Source organism: Ruegeria discodermiae (assembly GCF_030758345.1).
Classification (GTDB): Bacteria; Pseudomonadota; Alphaproteobacteria; order Rhodobacterales; family Rhodobacteraceae; genus Ruegeria_C.
Genome location: NZ_JAVAMO010000008.1, coordinates 76,455 through 93,127 on the forward strand (window position 1 = coordinate 76,455; position 16,673 = coordinate 93,127).

Genomic DNA, 16,673 nt, shown 5'->3' on the forward strand with positions numbered 1-16,673 from the left:
CCGAATGGACTTCATCTTTACCCAACTTGCTGGGTTCGGAGCGGCATTTGTGGCTTTGGTCGGGGATCCTCTGACCTATGTCTATCTGATCGTTTCGGTTTTTCTTGGCATCACATTCGGTGCATTGCCGGGCCTTACGGCCACGCTGGCGGTAACGATCCTTACTGGTTTCTTCGGCAATAAAATTCCGCTCGATTATTCACTGATTGCGTTGCTGGGTGCCTATGTCGGGGCGATTTACGGCGGCTCGTACCCTTCGATCTTGTTGAATATTCCCGGCACGGCGGCCAGTGCCGCCACCGCGATGGATGGCTATCCGCTTGCGAAGGCCGGACGTGGCGGCGAAGCATTGGGGCTGACAACAACGGCAAGTTTCATCGGCACTGTGATTGGCACATTCACATTGCTGATTTTTGTTTGGGTTCTGTTGTTGGTCTCAAAAAACATTGCCAGTCCGGAAAAGGCATTGCTTGCTCTTTTCGGGATTCTGCTCTCGGGCACATTGATGAGCGAAGATCTGGTTATCAAAGGCTGGATCGCGGGTCTGATCGGGCTTGCAATGTCGATGGTCGGACTGGATCCCTTGCTGTCCGAGCCTCGCTATACCTTTGGATGGTCATATTTGCTAAGCGGTTTTCAGGTTGTGCCGGTACTGATGGGGGCATTTGCAGTACCGCAAATTATTGACGGGTTACGGCATGTCCAGGCTGGTAAGGTACTTGCTCTGAAAGGGCGCATCCTGCCGAACCTCAAATCCATTCGGCGCTATTTACCCACTATTGGGCGGTCCGGGGTAATAGGAACAGGCGTCGGAGCGCTGCCGGGTGTTGGTGAAGACGTCGCCGGTTGGGTCAGCTATGGGGTTGGGAAAACGGTATCTTCCGAGGGTGATAAGTTTGGGCGTGGTTCGTTCGAAGGCCTGCTCTGCTCTGAAACCGCAAACAACGCCTGCATCGGAGGCGCGCTTATCCCGTTGCTGGTGCTGGGCATTCCCGGTTCACCACCCGCCGCTGCCCTTATGGGCGCATTTAAGATCAACAATGTCATTCCTGGCCCCACGATTGATCCCGAGATCATTTTGCGTGTGGTCGCCATACTGGTGATGGCTTCTTTGACCATGTTCTTGATGGGGCTTTTTACCGCTCGCGTCTTTGTCAAAATTCTGGCTATCCCGCAGACGATATTTTTGCCGGTGGTCATGGTTCTGACAACGATTGGCTCTTTCAGCGTAGGAGGCGGCATAAACGACCTCTATCTTATGTTGGGTGTCGGGGCCGTTGCGTATTTTATGAACCTGATGAAATACCCGATCGCACCGCTTGTGATCGGAGTAATCCTGGGAAGCCTTTTTGACGAGACGTTTCGACGTTCCCTGTTTTTATCAGATGGGGATCTGTCTGTCTTCTTTTCACGCCCCGGAGCAGCCATCTTGCTGTTGCTTAATCTTGGCTTGATCCTGAGCCAGCTTCCCTTTGTGAAACGCGCCTTCCTGCGCATGAAAGGACGAACCGCCTGATGTTTGCCGTCACTGTTGTATTCAATTTGAAGCCGGGTATGCGAGATGCGTTTCTTCCATTAATGACGAAAAACGCAGCGGCCTCGCGGCGTGAAGAAAGCGGCTGCCAGCAGTTTGATGTCTGCGTTGGCGGCGACCCCGAGACCATATTTCTATACGAGGTTTATGATGACAGAGCGGCCTTCGATGCACATCTTGAAACGGCGCATTTCAAGTCATTTAACAAGGCGACGTCAGAAATGATCGCGGACAAGGTTGTGCATTTTTTTACCGGGGTCATCAGATGAGTGAATGGGAAATCCACGCCGTCAAATATGCTGATCGCAATGCGCGCACGCGCGCCGACAGTTTCATCATAGATGACAACCACGATGCCCCACACGCAATGGACTATTTTATCTGGGTCCTTATCAGAGGCGGCGATGTGCTGCTTGTCGATACCGGATATGACACTGAGGAGGGAACCGCGCGTGGCCGTCCCATCGCAATGGACCCGCGCCAGGCGCTTCGACCGCTCAACATTACGCCAGAATCTGTGGATCAGATCATAGTGACCCATCTGCATTATGATCATGCGGGCGGGCTACATCTGTTTCCTAATGCTAAACTGCATATGCAGACTGCGGAGATGGCTTTTGCTACAGGTCCTTGCATGTGTCAGGACCACTTGCGCGCGCCTTTCACGGCTGGACATGTCTGCGAAGCGGTGCAGCGTCTTTATTCTGGCAAAGTGGTCTTTCATGACGGGGATGCTGAAATCGCGGATGGTGTTTCGGTTCACTGCATCGGTGGCCATTCGCGCGGTCTACAGTGTGTTCGAGTCCGAACCAAGGCAGGATGGATGGTTCTGGCTTCTGACGCGTCACATTACTACGAGAACTTTATGGCCCGAAAAGCGTTTCCCATCGTTGTCGATTTACAGAACATGATGGACGGTTTTGAAAGGCTTGAGGTCCTGGCTTCGCATCCGCGGCTGATCGTGCCCGGACATGACCCGCTGGTGCGCGAAATTTTCCCAGCGGGTGTCGCTCCGCACATCAATCGTCTGGATGCAGGTCCGACGGCGGAGGTCATACTATGAAGATAGGCGTGATTGCCGATGATTTCACAGGTGCATCCGATATCGCGCTGACGCTGGCCGAAGCCGGAATGCGGGTGAGCCAGTTTATCGGTATCCCGGAAACCGAGACCGGAAAGGATCTGGACGCAGGAGTTGTGGCCCTAAAGTCCAGAACATGCCCGGTCAGCGAAGCGGTTCAATCCAGCTTGACCGCGTGTGATTGGTTGCTGGCTCAAGGAGCGCAGCAGATAATTTTTAAGGTTTGTTCGACCTTTGACAGCACTGATGCTGGCAATATTGGACCGGTTTTGGACGCGCTGGCACAGCGACTAGATGCCGAAGGGGTAATCGTGTGCCCGGCATTCCCGGAGAACGGACGAAGCGTGTATCAGGGGCATTTGTTTGTACAGGACAAATTGCTGAACGAAAGTGGTATGCAGGATCATCCTTTGACACCGATGCGCGACGCCGATCTCAGACGTGTTCTTTCTGCCCAGTCTGCCAGGCCAATCACCCATATTGATGCCATGACTGTTATGCGCGGGGCACCAGCGATCCGCGCTGCTTTACCAAAAAAGGGCCATGTCATCGCCGACGCTATTCGCGACGATGATCTGGTTGAGATTGGGAAGGCAGCGAATGATACGTCTCTTCTATGTGGCGGTTCAGGTATCGCCATTGGTTTGCCTGCCAATTTCGGATTCCAGGCGGCGGAACCAAAATGGGATGCGGTTCATGGTCCGGGGGTCGTATTGTCAGGGTCTTGCAGTAATATGACACGCCGCCAGGTTGAAACCTACAAATCCCAGGCACCGCATCGTGAAATCTCTGCCCGCGCAGTCATCAATGATGAAATCAATGTTCCAGAAGTGGCCGTGTGGGCCCTTCAGCAAGATAAGTCGCCTTTGATTTACTCTTCGGCAGACCCGGAGATCGTAAAGCAGGCTCAAGCGGAATTTGGCAAAGAGAAAACTGCCACAGCGATTGAGGCGTTCTTTGCACAACTGGCGGCCGAACTGATGGCCGCTGGGTTGGCGAGGATGGTTGTCGCAGGGGGCGAAACGTCAGGTGCAGTGGTAAATGGTTTGAAAGCGCGGGCCTTGCGCATTGGTCCAAGGCTTGCAGCTGGGGTTCCGGTGTTGCGTCTTGACGCTTCGCGCCCTGTGGCGTTGGCCTTGAAGTCTGGAAACTTCGGTTCTGATAATTTCTTTGCAAACGCTCTGACCAAGATGGGAGAGCAAAGATGAGCGAAGAAACAAAGCTGCGTGAAGATATCTGTAAACTCGCGAAGTCCATTTTCGATCGTGGCTTAACCGGTGGTTCATCCGGCAACATCTCGGCCCGTTTGTCCGACGGTACCTTGCTTATGACCCCAACCGGAAGCAGCATGGGGTTTCTCGATCCGGCCCGCATAAGTCATCTGGACACTGACCTGAGACTGCTGAGCGGGGATGAGCCCACCAAGGAAGTCCCTCTGCATTCTGCTTTCTACGAAACCCGCAGCGGAACAGGTGCGGTCGTGCATCTTCATTCTACCCATTCGGTCGCTTGGTCTATGTTGCCAGAGGTCGATTCCGATGACGTCTTACCTCCGCTCACGCCCTATTCGATCATGCGTTTGGGCAAAGTGAAACTGCTGCCGTTTTTCCTGCCCGGAGATGCGGCAATGGGTGATGCAATTCGGGGTCTTGCCGGCAAACGCTCGGCTGTGTTGCTGGCCAATCACGGTCCAGTGGTTGCTGGCCGCGATTTGTGGGCCACGGTATTTGCGATGGAAGAGTTGGAAGAAACTGCAAAGCTGGCGCTGTTGACCAGAGGGTCTGATCCAAAAATGTTGTCAGCATCGGACATTCGCCGGATTGAGCAGGAATTTCCAACGTAAATTCAAAGCTGCCACGGCCAATTTGAAACACGGTCGGCTTAACTCAGTTCATATCGAAACACAGTCACCCGGATGGTGACGCCGAAGTATCCTGAAGAAAGGACCCGAACTCATGCAATACAAACCCCTCGGCAGAACAGGCTTAAAAGTCTCGCAGCTTTGTTTTGGCACGATGTCCTTTGGTGGAGATGCGAGCGTTGAGCAATCCGAAGCAATGTTCAACGCGTGTGTGGATGAAGGGATCAATTTCTTCGATTGTGCTGATGCGTATTCCCTTGGTCGGGCCGAAGAAATTCTGGGTGACCTCATACAGGGCAAGCGCGAGAAGTTAGTCATAACATCCAAGTGCTTTGTCCCTATGAGTGACGAAGTGATTTCGGGTGGCGCCAATCGTCGTCACATTATCTCGGCGGTGGAAGCCAGCTTAAAAAGGCTGAAAACCGACTGGCTTGACGTTCTGTTCATGCACCGTTGGGACAACTTTGTTCCGTTGGAAGAAACCCTCCGCGCGCTTGAAAAACTGGTGTCGGACGGCAAGGTAAACTATCTGGGTGCCAGCAATTATGCTGCTTGGCAGATTGCGAAGGGCTTGGGTATCTCTGAAAAGAACGGCTGGTCGCGGTTTGATGTCATTCAACCCATGTACTCGCTGGTCAAGCGCCAGGCCGAGGTCGAGATCTTTCCTCTGGCACGTGCAGAAAACCTTGGTGTCTTGACCTACTCGCCCGTTGGCGGAGGCCTGCTGAGTGGAAAATACTCCCGAGGTGCCAGGCAGGAAGAAGGCAGGATAACTCAGAACAAAGAGTATGAAAAACGGTATCGCGAAGACTGGGTTTATGAAGTGGCGGAAGAATTTACCGAGATTGCTACTGAAAATGATGTTCACCCGGTTACGCTGGCTGTTTCATGGGTCGCAGCTAACCCGGCCGTCAGTTGCCCGATTATTGGCGCGAGAAACATTGAACAACTTCGCCCATCTCTGGATGCCGCGAAGTGGACTATTTCACCAGAGCTCTATGCCGCTGTTTCCAATATCTCGCGCACACCACCACCGGCGACTGATCGCCTTGAAGAGCAAGGCTGAACTGGTAGACCGCTGCCTAGTCTTGAGAAAACAGAATCGAACGGCTTAGAGAATTCAAATATTGCAAACTTGATCCCCGAATTCAGATATCCTGATATTAGGGGGACATTCTCTCTCGGGATGTTTCGATGTGTTGTCGCATCGCCTGTTTGGCGACTTCGGGGTTTCGCGCCTGAATAGCTTCGACAATCTGCTGATGTTCATCCGTGGCGTCGCGCGCGACGCTGGAATGATAGCGCAGCCGAAAAAGGTGCATATGTGTATGCAGGCGGCTGAGCGAACTGGCGGTCAGAGAGTTACCGCAATGCTGGGCAAGATCGTCTTGAAACTGGCGGTCGATCAATGCGAATCGGCTTTAATTCGTCTTTGGATCCTCTGCGACAAGCTTCACCATGTCATTTGCAAGGTTCGCGAGATGGTCGACCTCATGTTGAGTTGCGTTATGCTGAGTTGCGTTGCGCGCTGCGCCCGCTAGCAGAGTTGCAGCGTTGTCCTACGTGTATTGGGCGGTGTTTGTCCTAACCGTTTTGATCGCCTCGGCCTTCAATTGGACAGAAACACACCTGATCCCTTTGCTGACTGGCAACCCAGGGAACTTGGTGGTCGATTGGGGGAGAATGGCAATCTTCCAGCCTGATCTCATCTCAGCTCCAAGCGCTATTGTGTTTTCCGGCCTTGTCTTCCTGCTAAACGCCTTTGGTTCCTACCTATTTTTGCCGGCCTAATCATCCTCTATACGCTCACGGATGATTTCGTCGGCTTTGCTGAGGGGCCAGACCAAATTGCCACTGAAGAACAGCGAAGGCTTCTTGCAATGGTAGGCAATTCCTTGAGTGTTGGGATATTCCGGTGTTGTTGCTTGGGTCTGATGGGCGTTGTTGCATAACTCACGCTTGAAGCGCGATGGCCTCTTTCCCCCCTGATGTTATGCCACGCGAGTGATTTCGGCGGTGCCGAGAGTATTGAAACGGTTCATGAGAGCGATGCAGATATGGATTTCGGCTGTTTATCTGTTGGGGTCTCTCGCTGCGATGCGCTCGCCGAACGCCTTGAGACAACGCATCTTCGCCTCAATCCGGCTCTGAGCGTGATACCCTGTCCAGCGCTTCCAGAACGTCCGGCCGTAACGCCGGGTATGGCCAAATCGGCCGCAACGCATTTGTACAAGCCGCGACGAACCTTGATCTGCATAAGTCAGGCGGGACTGCAGCCGTCCACGACGTGTGGCGTGAAAGTAGAAGAATACCACATGCAAGATCACCTTATTAGGATAACACACGACGCTGTATGAGATCTTCCTGGTCTGCTGTTGTCTATTTTTTGCACGCCGCTATCGGACCTGCGTTCGAAACGACAGCTGAGGACGGAATCCATTCGTAGGGCCCCGTATTCCATCACCAGCAAATCGCAGAGAACGCTATCCGATCTTACTATTTCCTGATTGATCCATCTCTGACAGGATCCATTTGCGAAAGGCCATCAGTTTGCGCTCATTCTTCCGGGTCTGCGGATAGACAAGCCAGAATGCCTGCCTGTCACTTGCCACCAGATCGAATGGCTGTACCAGCCGTCCCATCTCGAGTTCGGTGCGGAAGAAGGCTGGGGTGAGCATGGCAACGCCTTGTCCTTCAAGCGCCGCGCGCGCCTCGTTGGATTGTGAGCCGAGATGCGATCCGATCCTGTCCGATAAGGCACTCGCATCGACGCCGGCATGTTCCAGCCAGCAGGCCCAATAGGGATCTCCCGGGTCGATGATCTTGTGTATCAGAATATCGGACGGCTGCGCCAGCACGCCTATACGATCAAGAAGGTCGCGGCTGAGCATGGGCGTGAAGGCCGAGGCCATCAGCTTGTGGGCGGTCAACCCAGGCCAGTTGCCGTAGCCATACCGGATCGCAACATCGACCTCGGCGCGGCCGAAATCCGTCTCATCGCAACTGATGGCAACCCGGACGGCAAGGCCGGGGTGGGCCACTTGAAAGTTGCTGAGGCGCGGAGACAGCCAATTCAACGCAAAGGTCGGCGAGGTGTTGATCGACAGGGTTTTTTGTGCTGCCGCATCGACTGCGGCAAAGCCCGAGCGCAAGCGCTGGAACGCGTCGATCGTGGGCATCGCAAGAATGCGGCCCGCCTCGGTCAGTTCCACGCGGCGGGACTGGCGCAGGAACAAGGGTGATCCGACCCGTTTCTCCAAGATTTTGATCTGGTAGCTGACGGCAGACTGCGTCATCCCGAGCTCTTCAGCAGCGCGGGTAAAATTCTCATGCCGCGCGCAGGCCTCAAAGACCCGGATGGCGGCAAAGGGCGGTAGGCGTTGACTGGAATACATAAGCTCAGCTTGTGGCTATTCGTTGAGTTTTGATTGTCCGTGCTGACTATCACTGTGCCAGAGTTGGGCACAGGCATCAATTCGGCCTGTGACTGAGATGGCCTGACACGCCACTGCGGAGGTGGTTCCCTGGCGCAAGGGGCGGGTCGCCGCAAAATTAGATAGCAACGAGTGAGAGAGTTAATATGTCGATTCAAAATAATGGATTTTCAGCTCAGCCCCCGAACGCCCACCCCCTGCGTCCCGCTGATGCTGGGGATGTCTTTCAGTACCAACCGGATGCGATCACCGATGGTGATCCCGACCCGGGCGGGCTGCCGCCATTTGATCCCAGCAGCCCCGCCCGTCTGGAGGAGGGTGACGTTTTTCACTTTCAGCCCGACGGGATTGTGGACGGTGACCCCGATCCCGGCGAACTTCCGCCTTTTGATCCCGTTGGTCCCGATTCAGCCGCGTTGCTGGGCGAATACGGCCTCATCTCTGGCGAAACCCGCCAGGCTCGTGCTGACGACGATACTGACATTCCCGATTGTATAATCTGGGTTATCGATGGTGCGAACGTACTTCCCGATAACGCAGGCGACGACCTGAGTGCACTCGCCTGGGATCTTCTGGGCTGACCTCGCGCCACAGGTGCAGCACCCCTAAGCGCGACGCGATTGAAACCGGAGGCCCGGATGAAGTCCCGGCGCGCGCCAAACGATCTGAAGCTGCGGCCTGAATCGCTTGGGCCTGCAGCGACCCAAAGACAAACCTTCATTTGAAACACGCGCCCCCTGGGCGCGCCAATTGAACTTAAAGGAGTTAGTTCCATGCCAGATGCAGGAGGCATTGGCCTTTACACCAATCTGAACAGCACCAGTGATAACTTTGTCGCAGACGAAGCTTACGCGAGCGTGCTCGCCGACAGTTACTCGGACCTGCTTTGGTCGGGCATCTATGCCAACCCTGGCAACGATCTGATCACGCGCGATCGCAGCGGTACCTACCAGTTGGGGAACCATCACGAGACCAACTTCGATTTCAAGATAGATGGTGGTGCTGGTTTCGATACGGTCAGCTACTCGCTGGCGCCAACCGCCCTGTTTGCTGACCTGCTTTCCGGTGTCGGCCAGATAGATGACTACGGCGGCGAAAACTATCAAGAGGATCACTACGTAAGTGTCGAAGCCATCTGGGCCACGCATTACGACGACACGATTTTCGGAGATCACGGTTACAACGTCATCAAAGGTCTGAACGGGCACGATGTTATCGATGGCCGCGGCGGCGTTGACTATATCGAAGGTGGCAATGGTCTTGACCATATCCTTGGAGGTGACGGCGGAGACGTGATCTTTGGCGGCAACCACAATGACGCCATCTGGGGTGAAGATGGCGTCGATCACATCAACGGCGATGGCGGTGCGGACACGATCCACGGCGGTTCGCAGGGCGACGTGATCGACGGCGGCTCGGGCTCCGACTCGATCAACGGGGATGGCGGCAGTGATGTCATATTCGGCGGCGGTGATGGCGACATCATCAACGGCGGCTGGGGAAATGACACGATCGACGGCGGTGAGGGCAGCGACAATATCGAAGGCGGATGGGGGAATGACGTCATCACCGTGGGTCACGGCGATGATGTTGCCTATGGAGGTGCGGGATACGACACGTTCATCATCGGAGCAGAGTGGGGCGATAACTGGCTTCACGGTGGCGGCAAGGCAGACAAGGTCATCTTCGAAGGAAACCAAAACCTCCATGTCGATCTCCTCAACGGGTTCGCTCTGCGCGACGGCGGCTATGATACGTTGATCAGCATTCGTAATATCGAGACTGAGGGCGGCAGCGATACCGTCTTCGGCACCTCAGGGCGCAACGTGATCAAGACCGGCGATGGCGCAGACTATGTCTACACGATCGGTGGTGATGATCTGGTCGACACCGCCACCGGCAGCGATGTGGTCGTGGGCTATGGTGGCAGTGAAACGATCAACGCTGGCGCCGGTCATGATTACGTTGCCGGGCACGGTGGCGATGACGAGATCGATGGTGGCTATCACAACGACGAACTCTATGGAGGAGCCGGTGATGACACAATCGAAGGCGGTCGCGGCTACGACACGATCGACGGCGGTGACGGCGACGACAGCATCGAGGGTGGATGGCACGCTGATATCATTCGGGGCGGCGCAGGCTTTGACGCCATGAGTGGTGGTGCGGGGGCGGACACCTTCCTCTGGGAGGTCGGAGATCACCATTTGTTCGGCGACACGATCTCGGATTTCAGCGGAAGCAAGGATTTCCTTGCCTTTGGCGAGGGCTTCTTTGGTGTGGGCGACGTGGATCTTTCGGATGTCCTCACCGCCCATGACGGCTGGGGCGGCACCGTACTAATGGCTGACTCGGCCGAAACTGGCTGGCAATTGCTCGCCGTTATTACGAACGCTGGTCAGACGGCGGCCATCCAGCAACGTATCGCGGATGGCTCAATCATCGATGCCGAGGCGAGCCAGGCCTTCGCCGAAGCGCCGGACGCGTTTCAATTCGAACAGGACCTATCCGCCTTCGATCAATTCCTGTTCTGACCACGCATCTCGTGCTGCGGCCTTCACGCGAGGGCCGCGGCGTCCAGCTACTGGCGAGCTTTAGGCTTACGTTCTTTCGAACGGATCATCTGGCTTGAGACGCCCTAACCGGCATTCAGGTCACCAGCGATCTGAGCAAGGTACCACGCGGTGTTGAAGGTATCGCCTGGGAACCCAAGCCTGAAGCCGCCCGCGCGCCGACGGGGCCAGTTCTGCCATGCATTCGCCGATTGCCAGAACGCGCATAGTCTTACAGAAAGTCGTCGCGGCGCGGGGTGAAACTGTCGATCAACGTACCAGGCATCAGACAGAGGCACCCATGCCTTTGCCCGGATGGGATCACAAAGCTGTCGCCGGGGCCGAACTCTTGCTCGGTGTCGCCCAGTGTGAAGCGAAAGCGGCCGCTTTCCACATAGGTCGATTGAACATGCACGTGATCGTGCAGGACACCGATGGCACCCGAGGCCGTGAACCGGAAGGCCACGACCATCAGGTCGGGGTGATCGGAAAGGACCTGACGGGTGACGTGTTCGCCCGCCGTCACAATCGGAAACTGGGACAAGGTAATTGGACCTTTCGCTACGAGAACAACATACCGCCATTGATGTCGATATTTGTGCCTGTGATAAAGGCACTGTCTTCGCAGGCTAGGAAGAGCACCAGATTGGCTGCATCATCGACATGGCCCTGCCGCTTGAGAGGGGCGTTGGCCTCAAACCCGCGACGACCGGCATCGGGCGTATGGATGTTGTGAAAGTCGGTGTCGATCATGCCAGGACAAAGCGCATTGACGCGGATGTCGGGCCCAAGCTCTTTCGCGAGGCCGCGCGTCATGGTCATCACCGCACCCTTGGCCGCAGCGTAGGCGACAGCGCCTGGTCCGCCTCCATCACGACCCGCTTGGCTCGCCAGATTGACGATGGCGCCGGACGTCATCGAGGCGAGGCAAGCCTGCGTCATCAGGAATGTACTGGTGAGGTTGACGCTCATGACTGCTTCCCAGTGGTCGAGTGGCATCTCCGCAATTGTCTTGCGACCGATCAATCCGCCGGCGTTGTTAACCAGAATGTCGATCCTGCCCCAGGCGGCAAAGGTTTGGGCGACCAACGCATCGACGTCCTCTTTCTTGTTGAGATCGCCTTGCAGGGCCATGGCCTCTCCGCCTGCGGCTTTTATCTTGGCGACGGTCTCTTCGGCGCCAGTGGCGCTTGAAAAGTAGTTGATCGCGACGCGCGCGCCCTCGGACGCGAGTTTGATTGCAACCGCGGCACCGATGTCGCGGCCTCCGCCTGTGACGATAGCGACCTTATCTACAAGTTTCATATCGGTCCTTCCTTTCGCAAAGCCCATGCTTCGCCGTTGTTTCAAAGTGAGTGATGCGGTGTGTTTGGGGCGTAAAGGCACGTTGGACTGTCATCGAAATGCGCCCGGCATGAAGGTTTGGGGCAGCCAGAGGATAATGTCGGGAAAGGCCGCCAGCAGCACCAGAATGATCAGCATCGGGGCAAGGATCAGCACGACCTCTCGCAAGACCTGTACCACATTCAGCCCGCCAATGGCGGCCGAGATCAGCAGGCACAGCCCATAGGGTGGGGTGACGAGCCCAAAAGCCAAAGAGACGATCCCGATGATCGCAAAGGCAATCGGGTCCACACCACCGGCTTGAGCGACCGGCATCAAAACCGTTCCAAGGATGATGATCGTCGGGATTGCATCGATGAAGAGGCCGAACAACAGGAAGAGCGCCGCGATCAGCATTGCTGTGCCAAAGGGTCCGAACTCCCATGCGGTCAGGATGCTGACGATGAGGCGCGGCGCGTTGTAGAAGGACAGGAGCCAGCCGAAGGCAGAGGCGGTGCCGATGGCAAAGAGCGAGATCGCCGCGAATCGCGCGGTGTCGTAGAGGATGCGGCCCAGGTCTTTGGGCGTCACGGTCCGGTAGACGAACATGCCAAGGATGAGCGCATATCCCGCCGCGATGATGGCGCTTTCGGTCGGTGTCACAAGGCCGCCGACGATCCCACCGATGACGAAGACAGGGGTGAGAAGAGCCAGAGCCGCACCTTTCCAGGCGGCCCAGAATTCGCCCCAGTTGGGGGTGGCGGTCACGGGATAATTGCGGGCCTTGGCAAAGCCGTAGACCGTGGCCATCAAGGCGAGCCCGATCATCAGCCCCGGGATCGCCCCACCCAGGAAAAGCGCGCCGACAGAGACCTGCATCACGCCGCCCCAGACGATCATGAGGATCGACGGTGGAATGATGACGCCCATGACCGACGAACAAGCAGTGATGGCGACGGCAAAGCGTGTGTCGTAACCCTCTTTCAGCATGGCGGGGATCAGAATTTTCCCAATGCCCGCCGCATCAGCGGTTGAGGATCCAGAGATGCCCGCAAAGAGCATCGAAACGGCAACATTCACATGCCCCAACCCGCCAGGCATCCAGCCTGTCAGCACACGTGCAAGCTCGATCAGCCGGTCGGTGACCTTACCGGAATTCATCAGGTTTGCCGCGAGCAGAAAGAACGGTACCGCGAGCAAGATGAAGGAGTTGTATGACTGGAACATCCGGTCCAGCACGATGAAGGGGGTCAGCCGCAACTCAAGGACGACAACCGGAATGGTGGCGAGTCCAAGGGCAAAGGCGACCGGAATACGGATGAAGATCAGGATCAAAAAGCCCACGATCAACATGGATGCGGCAGTGCCGGTATCAAGGATCATGAGCGTACCGCTTCAGGGTTGAGGAATCGGCGAACGGCCTCGAACAATCTATAACTGGAACAGATTAGCCAGAATGCGCCAGCCACGGGGACGGACACATGCGTGATGGCCAGGTTGGCGCGCATCATGACGGACCGCTGGTTGTTGCCAAAGGCGGTATATTCAAAGCCATAGAAGAGGAAGAACGCGCCGAAGATTATGATCGCGATGTGGACAACACCATTCTGCAGCAAGCGCATTAGCGGGGATGTCGCGTCGCGTGTGATGCGCACATCGAAATGTGTTCCATCCCAGACCGCTACGATGGACCCGATCATGACGATCCAGACGAAGAGGAAGGTCGCGAGCTCTTCTGTCCAGAGAAAGGTGGGGATGAGCCCCGTGTACCGCGAGATCACTTGCATCGCGACCGGGATCGCAAGAGCGCCCATCATGACACCCAAAAGCACCCGCATGGCCGCGCAGACCCGATCCAGTATTCGTCCAAACATGACCTGTTCCGCCAATGAGGATGCGCAGCGCATCCCAAAATTGGTCAACGGGCGGTTTGGGAACCACCCCGCCCGTCAACACTGGGAGATTACATCCCGCGCACGTTCTCAAGAAGCTCGGTTGCACCAAGCTCTTCTGCATAGGCGTCCTGGACCGGCTGCACCAGTTCGAGCATCGTCTCGCGACCGTCGAACTCGTGGATTTCGATCTGACCGGCTTCCGCCATCTCTTTCAGGATCTCGCCGTCAGCACCGCTTTCCAGCGCGCGACCAAAGGCACCAGCCTCGGCCCCGGCCGTCATGATGGCAGCCTGCAGGTCAGCGTCCAGGCTGTCGAAGGTTTTCGCCGACATCACAATCGGGCGGACTGTGATGGTGTGTTGCGTGAGCGAGATATGAGGTGCGACTTCGTAGAACTTGAGGTTCTGAATCGAGGCCGCCTCGTTTTCGAAACCAGCGATTACACCGGTCTGAATGGCGTTGTAGACCTCGTTGTAGGCGATTGCGGAAGGGGCCGCGCCAACAGCGTCGAAGGTCTGCGCCTGGATCGGTGCACCCATCACGCGCATGCGGTGGTCGGTCAGTTCTTCCATGTTGGTGATCGGCTCTGCTGAGGCCAAGTTCCGCACACCGCCGCCGTGGTAGCCAACGATCACGATGCCAGCCGATTCCCGGAGGTCCGCCTCAAGCGGCGCAAAGGCGTCCGAGGACAGCACCGCGTTCCAATGATCGAGATCACGGAAGAGGAACGGCATGTCCATCAGCGGAATGGATTCGGAAAAGACGGCCATGTTGGACGGGGCCAAGATGGTGTAGTCCACCGCAACGCCCTGGTTGAGATATGTAACATAGTCGCTCTCAACGCCGAGCTCGCCATTGAGGCGCAGGTCGAAGGCGACCTCACCGTCATAGTTTTCAGCAACCAGACGTTCGAATTCGCGCAGGGTCTTTGTGAACGAGTGTTCCTCGTCGAACATGCTTGCGCCGCGCAGCGTGGTGTCGGCCTGCGCGATGGATCCGCTGCCAAGAAGAACCGCAGATGCGGCCACCACCTTCAGTGAACAATTGAACATATTATCCTCCCAGATCAGGTTCAGGTCTTGTTGTTTGGCCGGCCCATGTGGGCTGGGTGCCGTGTCTTACTGTCTTACCGGTACAACGCCCGGCCATTCATCGACCCATTGGCGACTGTGCCAAAATCCTCCCGCACATGCGTCGCCAATACGCCAACGTACGGTCGTTAACCAACACGATAACTTGCATACTAGTCAACATATAATTTTCTTGCTATTGGTTGTTTTGTGAGATTTTCGTTTGAAATCAGTGGTCGTGCTGCAACCTAGTATGCGAATTACCCTATCATTTCGTGAAGTTCTCTGACAGGATGCGGGCAAATGGAGGTGAAAGAAGCAAAGGATGGTCGCACTCGGATCCCTGGAGCGCTCGACGAGCAGCGATATTGTTTTTGACAAACTCTTTGGTCAGATCACTCGCCTGGAGTTGTTGCCCGGCACCAAGATCTCTGAGACTGATGTGGCAAAGACCTTTGGGTTTTCGCGGCAGCCTGTGCGTGAAGCATTTAGCCGCCTCGCCAATCTCAACTTGCTATTGGTCCGGCCGCAACGGGCGACGGTTGTTCGGCCCTTCTCTCGCAAACTCATCGCGCATGCGCGCTTTGTTCGCGCCGCCGTTGAACTCGAAGTCGTCCGCTCGGCAGCGCTTGACCGGGACAGATCGGTGGATGCCGCGCTGAAAGCGAATTTGCGGGAACAGGCGCAGGCCGTGTCGGCAGAAGACGTTAGCCGTTTTCATGAGCTGGATTACGACTTCCACAAATTGCTTTGCGCCTCAGCCAAGCAAGAGTTCGCCTTTGAGATCATTGCCGAGAACAAGGCCCAGGTGGACCGGCTTTGCATGCTGGCGTTGACCAGCAAGGAAGCGATGGTTGTTCTTTATGAAGACCACCAAAAGCTGTTGGAGGCTCTGTTTGGCAGTGACGCCGCCAGCGCAGACGAAGTGTTGCGCGTCCACCTCGACCGCCTCACCCCTACGATTGATGCGATATATACCACGCACAACGCGTATTTCGATGACTAGGTTCTGGACCCATTAATTTGGTTGCCGTCATCTCGGCTGCGTGATTCAAACCCCTGAGTTTCAGGGGTATAACATGAGTAGTCTATTCTGGCTGACCGACGAGCAGATGGCGCGGCTTCAGCCTTACTTTCCAAAGAGCCATGGCAAGCCGAGAGTTGATGATCGTCGTGTACTGAGCGGGATTATTTTCATCAATCGCAATGGGTTACGTTGGTCCGATGCGCCACGTGAATATGGACCACCAAAGACACTGTACAACCGTTGGAAGCGGTGGAGCGATATGGGTGTATTCGCTCGGATCATGACCGGGCTGGCTGCTGAAGGCACGGATCACAAGACGATTATGATTGACGCAACATATCTCAAAGCGCGCCGCACGGCCTCCAGCCTGCGGTTGAAAAAGGGGCGCGCGGCAGGCTGATCGGGCGTACCAAGGGTGGCATGAATACGAAACTGCACGCTGTTGCTGACAGCCTCGGACGCCCCATCCGCTTCTTCATATCCGCGGGCTAGGTCAGCGATTACACGGGAGCCAAGGCTCTGGTGAACAGTCTGCCATCGGCGGACTGGCTACTGGGAGATCGAGGCTATGACGCAGACTGGTTCCGCGAAGCCCTTGATGACAGGGGAATTAGGTCCTGCATCCCAGGCCGACATTCACGCGACAAGCCTGTCCGGTACGACAAGCGTCGCTACAAACGCCGCAACCGCATTGAGATCATGTTCGGTCGTCTGAAGGACTGGCGGCGGATTGCCACCCGATATGACAGATGCCCAAAGGTATTCCTTTCGGCCATCGCTCTAGCAGCTACCGTGCTGTTCTGGCCGTAAATCAATGGGTCTAGAGCCTAACCTGCTGGGTGAAGCAGCCGGTAAATCCCATTAGCGGAACTTGGACCCGCCTTGAATATGCTGCG

The 16,673-nt window shown here is 56.1% G+C and carries 16 protein-coding genes and 3 pseudogenes; 11 read left to right on the forward strand and 8 right to left on the reverse strand.

Translation table 11 applies throughout. From position 1 onward, the window contains the following. Positions 1 to 4 precede the first annotated feature (4 nt). From Q5Y75_RS17055 to Q5Y75_RS17080, 6 genes are all read left to right on the forward strand, one after another. The gene (locus tag Q5Y75_RS17055) at positions 5 to 1,516 is read left to right on the forward strand and encodes a tripartite tricarboxylate transporter permease (RefSeq protein WP_306199631.1); all 1,512 of its coding nucleotides are present in this window, start codon (positions 5 to 7) and stop codon (positions 1,514 to 1,516) included. After that, entirely contained in the window at positions 1,516 to 1,803 is a 288-nt protein-coding gene (locus Q5Y75_RS17060; RefSeq protein ID WP_306199632.1) for a putative quinol monooxygenase, read from the forward strand. Before Q5Y75_RS17055 ends, Q5Y75_RS17060 begins: the two co-directional genes overlap by 1 nt. Then, positions 1,800 to 2,597: an N-acyl homoserine lactonase family protein gene (locus Q5Y75_RS17065; protein ID WP_306199633.1), complete on the forward strand. Its 798-nt coding sequence runs from the start codon at positions 1,800 to 1,802 to the stop codon at positions 2,595 to 2,597. Before Q5Y75_RS17060 ends, Q5Y75_RS17065 begins: the two co-directional genes overlap by 4 nt. Beyond that, a complete protein-coding gene (gene otnK, locus Q5Y75_RS17070; protein WP_306199635.1) occupies positions 2,594 to 3,823 on the forward strand; it encodes a 3-oxo-tetronate kinase in 1,230 nt (409 codons plus the stop codon). The genes Q5Y75_RS17065 and otnK overlap by 4 nt, the downstream gene beginning before the upstream one ends. After that, on the forward strand, positions 3,820 to 4,458 hold the full coding sequence (gene otnC, locus Q5Y75_RS17075; protein ID WP_306199637.1) for a 3-oxo-tetronate 4-phosphate decarboxylase: 639 nt from the start codon (positions 3,820 to 3,822) through the stop codon (positions 4,456 to 4,458). Before otnK ends, otnC begins: the two co-directional genes overlap by 4 nt. Before the next feature lie 112 nt (positions 4,459 to 4,570). Continuing rightward, entirely contained in the window at positions 4,571 to 5,542 is a 972-nt protein-coding gene (locus tag Q5Y75_RS17080) for an aldo/keto reductase (RefSeq protein WP_306199640.1), read from the forward strand. Between the two features lie 97 nt (positions 5,543 to 5,639). Here the strand turns inward: Q5Y75_RS17080 and Q5Y75_RS17085 are convergent, their stop codons facing one another. After that, the gene (locus Q5Y75_RS17085; RefSeq protein ID WP_306199642.1) at positions 5,640 to 5,885 is read right to left on the reverse strand and encodes an FCD domain-containing protein; all 246 of its coding nucleotides are present in this window, start codon (positions 5,883 to 5,885) and stop codon (positions 5,640 to 5,642) included. 112 nt (positions 5,886 to 5,997) lie between these two features. Between Q5Y75_RS17085 and Q5Y75_RS28685 the strand changes: the two are divergent. Beyond that, positions 5,998 to 6,428, forward strand: a pseudogene (locus tag Q5Y75_RS28685) (hypothetical protein). Between the two features lie 39 nt (positions 6,429 to 6,467). Here the strand turns inward: Q5Y75_RS28685 and Q5Y75_RS17090 are convergent. Together Q5Y75_RS17090 and gcvA are read right to left on the reverse strand one after the other, a co-directional pair. Beyond that, positions 6,468 to 6,677, reverse strand: a pseudogene (locus Q5Y75_RS17090) (IS5/IS1182 family transposase); the annotation flags it as partial. A 282-nt stretch (positions 6,678 to 6,959) separates the two neighbouring features. Further along, positions 6,960 to 7,871, reverse strand: coding sequence for a transcriptional regulator GcvA (gcvA, locus tag Q5Y75_RS17095; protein ID WP_306199645.1), 912 nt, complete (start codon positions 7,869 to 7,871; stop codon positions 6,960 to 6,962). Positions 7,872 to 8,056: 185 nt separating this feature from the next. Between gcvA and Q5Y75_RS17100 the strand changes: the two genes are divergently transcribed. Both Q5Y75_RS17100 and Q5Y75_RS17105 read left to right on the forward strand, forming a co-directional pair. Then, positions 8,057 to 8,491 (forward strand): hypothetical protein, encoded by a 435-nt coding sequence (locus Q5Y75_RS17100; RefSeq protein WP_306199647.1) that lies wholly within the window; start codon positions 8,057 to 8,059, stop codon positions 8,489 to 8,491. 192 nt (positions 8,492 to 8,683) lie between these two features. Next, the gene (locus Q5Y75_RS17105; RefSeq protein WP_306199649.1) at positions 8,684 to 10,444 is read left to right on the forward strand and encodes a calcium-binding protein; all 1,761 of its coding nucleotides are present in this window, start codon (positions 8,684 to 8,686) and stop codon (positions 10,442 to 10,444) included. Positions 10,445 to 10,694: 250 nt separating this feature from the next. Here Q5Y75_RS17105 and Q5Y75_RS17110 read toward each other — a convergent pair whose 3' ends face one another. From Q5Y75_RS17110 to Q5Y75_RS17130, 5 genes are all read right to left on the reverse strand, one after another. Next, positions 10,695 to 11,006 carry a cupin domain-containing protein gene (locus Q5Y75_RS17110; protein WP_306199651.1) on the reverse strand — a complete coding sequence of 104 codons (312 nt, stop codon included), beginning with the start codon at positions 11,004 to 11,006 and terminating at the stop codon, positions 10,695 to 10,697. Between the two features lie 17 nt (positions 11,007 to 11,023). Further along, positions 11,024 to 11,767: an SDR family NAD(P)-dependent oxidoreductase gene (locus Q5Y75_RS17115; RefSeq protein WP_306199653.1), complete on the reverse strand. Its 744-nt coding sequence runs from the start codon at positions 11,765 to 11,767 to the stop codon at positions 11,024 to 11,026. A 90-nt stretch (positions 11,768 to 11,857) separates the two neighbouring features. Further along, positions 11,858 to 13,168: a TRAP transporter large permease gene (locus tag Q5Y75_RS17120; protein ID WP_306199656.1), complete on the reverse strand. Its 1,311-nt coding sequence runs from the start codon at positions 13,166 to 13,168 to the stop codon at positions 11,858 to 11,860. Next, complete coding sequence (locus Q5Y75_RS17125) at positions 13,165 to 13,659, reverse strand: TRAP transporter small permease (RefSeq protein ID WP_306199658.1); 495 nt, start codon at positions 13,657 to 13,659, stop codon at positions 13,165 to 13,167. Before Q5Y75_RS17125 ends, Q5Y75_RS17120 begins: the two co-directional genes overlap by 4 nt. An 89-nt stretch (positions 13,660 to 13,748) precedes the next feature. Beyond that, positions 13,749 to 14,732, reverse strand: coding sequence for a TRAP transporter substrate-binding protein (locus Q5Y75_RS17130; RefSeq protein ID WP_306199660.1), 984 nt, complete (start codon positions 14,730 to 14,732; stop codon positions 13,749 to 13,751). Between the two features lie 343 nt (positions 14,733 to 15,075). On the opposite strand from Q5Y75_RS17130, the gene Q5Y75_RS17135 reads away from it, so the two are divergent. After that, positions 15,076 to 15,756 (forward strand): GntR family transcriptional regulator, encoded by a 681-nt coding sequence (locus Q5Y75_RS17135; RefSeq protein WP_306199662.1) that lies wholly within the window; start codon positions 15,076 to 15,078, stop codon positions 15,754 to 15,756. Between the two features lie 73 nt (positions 15,757 to 15,829). Next, a pseudogene (locus Q5Y75_RS17140) lies at positions 15,830 to 16,587 on the forward strand (IS5 family transposase). The last annotated feature ends 86 nt before the right edge of the window (positions 16,588 to 16,673 follow it).

Excerpts from the sequence above, each read along its gene's own strand:
- Q5Y75_RS17055 (WP_306199631.1), top strand. The coding sequence starts at position 5 with ATGGACTTCATCTTTACCCAACTTGCTGGGTTCGGAGCGGCATTTGTG.
- Q5Y75_RS17060 (WP_306199632.1), top strand. The coding sequence starts at position 1,516 with ATGTTTGCCGTCACTGTTGTATTCAATTTGAAGCCGGGTATGCGAGAT.
- Q5Y75_RS17065 (WP_306199633.1), top strand. The coding sequence starts at position 1,800 with ATGAGTGAATGGGAAATCCACGCCGTCAAATATGCTGATCGCAATGCG.
- otnK (WP_306199635.1), top strand. The coding sequence starts at position 2,594 with ATGAAGATAGGCGTGATTGCCGATGATTTCACAGGTGCATCCGATATC.
- otnC (WP_306199637.1), top strand. The coding sequence starts at position 3,820 with ATGAGCGAAGAAACAAAGCTGCGTGAAGATATCTGTAAACTCGCGAAG.
- Q5Y75_RS17080 (WP_306199640.1), top strand. The coding sequence starts at position 4,571 with ATGCAATACAAACCCCTCGGCAGAACAGGCTTAAAAGTCTCGCAGCTT.
- gcvA (WP_306199645.1), bottom strand. The coding sequence starts at position 7,871 with ATGTATTCCAGTCAACGCCTACCGCCCTTTGCCGCCATCCGGGTCTTT.
- Q5Y75_RS17100 (WP_306199647.1), top strand. The coding sequence starts at position 8,057 with ATGTCGATTCAAAATAATGGATTTTCAGCTCAGCCCCCGAACGCCCAC.
- Q5Y75_RS17105 (WP_306199649.1), top strand. The coding sequence starts at position 8,684 with ATGCCAGATGCAGGAGGCATTGGCCTTTACACCAATCTGAACAGCACC.
- Q5Y75_RS17115 (WP_306199653.1), bottom strand. The coding sequence starts at position 11,767 with ATGAAACTTGTAGATAAGGTCGCTATCGTCACAGGCGGAGGCCGCGAC.
- Q5Y75_RS17120 (WP_306199656.1), bottom strand. The coding sequence starts at position 13,168 with ATGATCCTTGATACCGGCACTGCCGCATCCATGTTGATCGTGGGCTTT.
- Q5Y75_RS17125 (WP_306199658.1), bottom strand. The coding sequence starts at position 13,659 with ATGTTTGGACGAATACTGGATCGGGTCTGCGCGGCCATGCGGGTGCTT.
- Q5Y75_RS17130 (WP_306199660.1), bottom strand. The coding sequence starts at position 14,732 with ATGTTCAATTGTTCACTGAAGGTGGTGGCCGCATCTGCGGTTCTTCTT.
- Q5Y75_RS17135 (WP_306199662.1), top strand. The coding sequence starts at position 15,076 with ATGGTCGCACTCGGATCCCTGGAGCGCTCGACGAGCAGCGATATTGTT.